The organism is Sporomusa sp., from assembly GCF_035561255.1.
Classification (GTDB): Bacteria; Bacillota; Negativicutes; order Sporomusales; family Sporomusaceae; genus Sporomusa.
Map to the genome: position 1 here is coordinate 1 of NZ_DATMXX010000327.1, position 3,132 is coordinate 3,132.

5 protein-coding genes are annotated in these 3,132 nt (G+C 44.8%); 1 reads left to right on the top strand and 4 read right to left on the bottom strand.

The window, feature by feature from the left end; genetic code table 11:
• Positions 1 to 258: 258 nt before the first annotated feature.
• Entirely contained in the window at positions 259 to 489 is a 231-nt protein-coding gene (locus VN379_RS18025) for a hypothetical protein (RefSeq protein ID WP_325536349.1), read from the top strand.
• 168 nt (positions 490 to 657) lie between these two features.
• Here VN379_RS18025 and hpf read toward each other — a convergent pair whose 3' ends face one another.
• The 4 genes from hpf to VN379_RS18045 all read right to left on the bottom strand — a co-directional run bounded on the left by hpf (position 658) and on the right by VN379_RS18045 (position 3,075).
• Positions 658 to 1,200, bottom strand: a complete 543-nt coding sequence (hpf, locus tag VN379_RS18030; protein WP_325536351.1) for a ribosome hibernation-promoting factor, HPF/YfiA family — start codon at positions 1,198 to 1,200, stop codon at positions 658 to 660.
• Between the two features lie 202 nt (positions 1,201 to 1,402).
• A complete protein-coding gene (locus VN379_RS18035; protein ID WP_084574156.1) occupies positions 1,403 to 1,603 on the bottom strand; it encodes a cold shock domain-containing protein in 201 nt (66 codons plus the stop codon).
• A gap of 100 nt (positions 1,604 to 1,703) precedes the next feature.
• Entirely contained in the window at positions 1,704 to 2,423 is a 720-nt protein-coding gene (locus VN379_RS18040; RefSeq protein WP_325536353.1) for an amino acid ABC transporter ATP-binding protein, read from the bottom strand.
• Entirely contained in the window at positions 2,410 to 3,075 is a 666-nt protein-coding gene (locus tag VN379_RS18045; protein WP_325536355.1) for an amino acid ABC transporter permease, read from the bottom strand. The genes VN379_RS18040 and VN379_RS18045 overlap by 14 nt, the downstream gene beginning before the upstream one ends.
• Positions 3,076 to 3,132 lie beyond the last annotated feature (57 nt).

Here is a 3,132-nt window from a genome sequence, read left to right on the forward strand (position 1 = left end):
GGAATAATCTGAACAAGTTATTTATTTCACTCTCATGAAATTATCCATTAAATGGTTTAATTTTAGGCCTGGTCGTGCATACTATTAATAAAGTAGACTTAGCTTCAGCTGGGGTTTTAACCCCCCATCTGAAGCTAAGTCGCACTTATCCAGGGACTTATCCGCTCTTAACTCCCATTTATGGAAAGACGGGAATCTTAGAGCGGGTTAGTCATCGGATAAAAGGTGTAAGGGTTTCGTCCCTGTGGGAGGGTTATCATGAGTCATGATGTTCTGAATATATTAGATGTTGCCGGCCAACTTGCTGACCTTAAAGATGTCGATTACAAAAACACACTGGCAATCGCGGTACTAATTGAACTCCTAATCGAGAAAGGTCTGTTTACCAGACAGGAGTTTGCTCAAAAAGCACTGGAAATGGAGTCGGCATCACTAGCTGAGATTATTATTAAACGCCGCTCGGAGCTGCGGACACAGCGGCAAATTTAAACGAGCCGGGTATATATACCCGGCTCGTTCTTTTTCTGTATACAACGCGATAAAGTTTTGCAGGCGGGTGGTGTGTTGGCAAAAGCGGAAGTCAAGCGCCAGCGGTGGAGCGTTGTCAATGCATCATCCGCCTGCGCCTGCAAACTTCTTTAATGCGGAATATACACATTAGAACTCAGGCTCAATTAAACCGTATTGTCCATCTTTACGACGGTATACGACATTGACCTCCTCGGTATCTGAATTCATAAAAACAAAGAAATCATGGTTGATTAGATTCATCTGCATAACAGCTTCGTCGGCATCCATCGGTTTAACAGCAAACCGCTTGGTTTTAACAATGGAAAACTCGTCTTCGCTGGCTGGCTGGGCTGGCGCTGCAGCCGGTATCAAATCTGTTTTGAAGCTGCCGCTCTTTAACTTGCGGGACAGTTTAGTCTTATATTTCTCAATTTGTTTTTCTAGTTTCTCAATGACCAGGTCTATGGAGGTGTACATATCTGCTGTAGATTCTTCGCCCCGGAGAAGTATTCCATTGATGGGCACAGTAACCTCAACAATGTGCCGGCCTTTATTAACAGTGAGGATTGCAGTAATCTCGCCCATGCTGGCACCGTCAAAATACTTAGTGACTTTACCAACGCGTTTGGCGACATAATCTTTTAGTGCTGTTGTAATTTCGATATTTTTTCCACGTACTGTAATTGCCATACTACCCATCCCCTTTCCTAGATCCTATATATTTAATATTCCCTATTTTTTTAAAAATTCCTGTCTAAAAAATCATACTTTCTGTTTTTGTTCAGATTTTTTTACACAATTCCCGAAACTTCTTCATTTGCCCTGGTTTAAATAAAATTAAAACCCGGCGATATAAATATCGCCGGGTATAATTTATGTGTGGTTTATATTCTTATTGAGCTTTATAAACGTTGCTGGCTTGCGGTCCGCGAGCACCATCAACGATTTCAAATTCAACTTGTTGGCCCTCATTCAGGGTCTTGAAACCTTGATCCTGAATAGCCGAGAAGTGTACGAATACGTCGCCGCCATCTTCTCTCTCAATGAATCCGTAACCTTTTTCTGCGCTAAACCACTTAACTTTACCAATCATGTGAAACTCCTCCTAAGATAAACTACAGACTGCCTTTTTGCAGTCACAAGTGGAAGTATAACATATATTTACAGCAATGTCAACGCGACCACCCTTGTGCCTATAGTATCTTCGAGAGGAATGCCTGCGTCCGTTCTTCCCTGGCATGCAAAAAGACCTCGTCCGGCGTACCTTCTTCAACGATCCGGCCTTCATCCATAAAGAGTACCCGGTCACCCACCTCGCGGGCAAACCCCATTTCATGGGTAACAACAGCCATGGTCATGCCCTCATTGGCCAGGGTTTTCATTACATCCAAAACCTCTTTAATCATTTCTGGATCAAGGGCTGAGGTAGGTTCGTCAAACAGCATCACTTTCGGTTTCATCGCCAGTGCCCGGGCAATGGCTACCCGCTGCTGCTGACCACCGGACAGTTGCTCAGGGTAAACATTCGCCTTATCAGAAAGCCCCACTTTTTCAAGTAAATTACTGGCTATCTTTTCCGCTTCAGCGCGCGGCAAGTTTCGGACTTTAATCGGGGCCAGCGAGATATTCTGCAATACTGTCATATGAGGGAACAGGTTAAAGCGCTGAAAAACCATGCCGACTTCTTCCCGGACTTTATTTATATTCGCCTCATTGGTAAGAGGAATACCGTCAACAATAATCTCGCCCTCAGTTGGCTCTTCCAGGTAGTTCATACAACGCAGCAGTGTACTCTTACCTGAGCCGCTGGGACCGATAATGACAACAACCTCCTGCTCGCTGATATGAGTATTTACGCCTTTGAGAACATGCAATTTGCCAAATTTTTTATGAAGATTTTTAATGCTTATCATCTGTCTTGTACCTCCGCTCGAGATAATCCACAAGGCGGGATATGGTAAAGGTCATAACAAGGTAAATAAAAGCCACTGTAAGCCAAATCTCAAAAGAGCCGTAGGTTCGGGCAATAATGAGCTGTCCGCGCCGTGTGAGCTCTTCAAAGCCGATTACCGACACCAGGGATGAATCCTTCAGCATAGCAATAAACTCGTTGCCAAGAGGCGGAATAATACGCTTAAAGGCCTGTGGCAGAATGATGTAGCGCATTGTCTGGGCCCAGGTCATGCCCAGCGACCGGCCGGCCTCCATTTGTCCCTTGTCAATGGACTGAATCCCAGAGCGGAAAATCTCGGCCACATAGGCTCCGCTGTTAACACTACAGGCCGTAATAGCGGCAATAAACGGATCAATTCGCTGTCCAACCACCAGCGGCAAGGCGAAGTAAATCAGAAAAATCTGCACCAGCAGCGGAGTCCCCCGGATAAAGTCCACGTACAAGGAAGCAAGTGTTTTAACCGCCCAGATCTGCGACAGGCGGGCCATCCCGACAAACATCCCGATAAGCAGGCCAAAACTAACACTAATTGCAGAAATCTGCACGGTAACACCGGCCCCCAGGAGGAGCAGCGGAAACGAATTGATAATTAAATCAAAATCAAAATTCAAATTCCTCACCCTTAATTAAAATGTATAAGGTTGCATAAAATCACATGACAATTATAT